We start from the raw sequence: 1968 nt of genomic DNA, 5'->3' as shown, positions 1-1968 counted from the left end.
GCGAAGAACTTTTCTTGGTCAGCGGCGGCGCATTCTACCGTGTCAGCCGTTGTTGTCAATCGCTGTTTTCGTTCTCTTTATTAGGAGAGGAAAGAAGCGTTTGATAACGGGCTGATCGATCTCCGTAAGGAGCGATGTGCCGAAACAATGAGAGCGCATTCTACACGCCAGGTCACGCTTGGCAATAGGCGACAATGATATTACGTACTACTCCCTAATATCTTCTATATTGTTGAGCAGGCTTACTATTTATCAGAGGTGCTTCCATGGGTCACTCACTTGAAACAACCAAAATGCATTGCCCTAACTGTGGTGAGCTCATTGAACTGCTCATCGATTGTTCTATTGAGAGTCAGGAATATATAGAAGACTGCCAGGTCTGTTGCCGACCAATAAATATCAATGTGACTCTTGATCAACAAGAAGAACCGCAGGTTACTCTGACTAGCCAGGACGAATAAAACCCAAATCTACAAGAAAAATGCTGCTTCGGAACTTATCCATCGATTGATGGCTCTAATGATTAATACATCAACCAAGGATGAGTGGTGCTATGGATCAATATCGTGCTTTACCCCAAGACTTCAGCGCTCTACCGGGGAGAAGAAAGCGCTCTCATTTTTCGCAAGAAGATACCAACTTATCCAAAAGAAGATCTTTCGGCAGAACAGCACAGAACAGCGCCCCCGATTCCACCTCTATTTTTGAACAGAATGAGGTCTGCCAGAACAATCCTGATCACTCTCCCTATAAAATAAGTACTAAAAAGTGCAGGCCTGTTTTACGGCCGCTCTCTCTATCTTCTGACAGCGAAGCCAGAGCAAAGCGTAGAGATGTTCTGCCTAAATATGCTCAGAAAGATGTACTTCGCCTCCATAATGCGGTGACTAAGACCTTTCTCATTGGAAAAGGACTCTATGGAGAAGTTTCCGGAGTAATAATTGATGGCAAAATTGCCTCTTATGTCCAAAAAAAGAATCTAAAAAACGAACATTACCAAGGGCTCTTGGATGAAGTTGAGGTAGGGCTGCAATTCACCTGCCCTAACTTATTAAAATATATAGGCGCAGTCACAGAAGAACAATCGAGCCTTTTCTCTACACAGAAAAGTATTTCTATTTATATGGAGCTAATGTCTGGCTCTTTGGAAAGTCAGCTTTCTAGCAAGCTTTCTCATCAACAGATACTGCAATATCTGCATAATATAGCTTCGGGTTTACTAGAGCTTCATAGTTCAGGATTAATTCACAATGACCTGAAAATTGACAACATTCTATTACGGGGCGATGGTACTGCTGTTATTGGCGACTTGGGACGCGCTAAAAGCTCAATTAGTTGTCTCGATGAGCTGTCTTCAGCTTTTCCACCTGAAATGTTTTACTTTCATCCTACTCGTTTAGAAAGTGAAGCTTCATCCAGTGAAGCCACATCAATAGGTTCATCTCCTGATTCAGGTTATGGAGGCCTCACCTCCAGCCCGGAACCTCAAGGACTTAAAGACTTTAAGTTTGCAAGAGCTGACATCTACGGCCTTGGCTATATAGGACTACAGCTACTTACTGGTGATCATTTTCCTCTGGTCTGGAAAATGATTGGTGAGGAAGAGCATCTTGTAGAAGGGATATTCGAACAGTATCAACAGCAGTTCTCTAATAAGCCTAACCATCTAAGAATTCTTAACGAACTGGTTATACCTTGTTTAAAACTGGAGTTGTTTGAAAGACCTTCAACCAGGGAAGTATTGAGAAGGATTGATCGGCAATTAGAAGACTGCGAACACATGGATTTAGGGTAAATATCAGAACTTTCAGAAGTGTTGAGTCACTCGGTGATGGAATGAGTTTTTTTGTCAGACATAAAAAAGCCCAGTTGATTTCTCAACTGGGCTTCTCTAATTCAATGCCTGGCGATGACCTACTCTCACATGGGGAAACCCCACACTACCATCGGCGATGTATCGTTTCACTT

At 42.6% G+C, this 1968-nt stretch carries 2 protein-coding genes; both read left to right on the top strand.

Features of this window, described 5'->3' with window-relative positions:
* Positions 1–266 precede the first annotated feature (266 nt).
* Positions 267–461 (top strand): CPXCG motif-containing cysteine-rich protein, encoded by a 195-nt coding sequence (locus EOPP23_RS21215; protein ID WP_153768002.1) that lies wholly within the window; start codon positions 267–269, stop codon positions 459–461.
* A gap of 92 nt (positions 462–553) precedes the next feature.
* The gene (locus EOPP23_RS21210) at positions 554–1795 is read left to right on the top strand and encodes a protein kinase family protein (RefSeq protein ID WP_194842707.1); all 1242 of its coding nucleotides are present in this window, start codon (positions 554–556) and stop codon (positions 1793–1795) included.
* The last annotated feature ends 173 nt before the right edge of the window (positions 1796–1968 follow it).

The sequence above is a fragment of the Endozoicomonas sp. OPT23 genome (genome assembly GCF_009653635.1).
Lineage (GTDB): Bacteria > Pseudomonadota > Gammaproteobacteria > Pseudomonadales > Endozoicomonadaceae > Endozoicomonas_A.
This window is presented reverse-complemented; position numbering and strand designations above follow the sequence as displayed.

Bases quoted from the DNA above. Each gene is read 5' to 3' on its own strand.
- EOPP23_RS21210 (WP_194842707.1), top strand. From the start codon at position 554: ATGGATCAATATCGTGCTTTACCCCAAGACTTCAGCGCTCTACCGGGG.
- EOPP23_RS21215 (WP_153768002.1), top strand. From the start codon at position 267: ATGGGTCACTCACTTGAAACAACCAAAATGCATTGCCCTAACTGTGGT.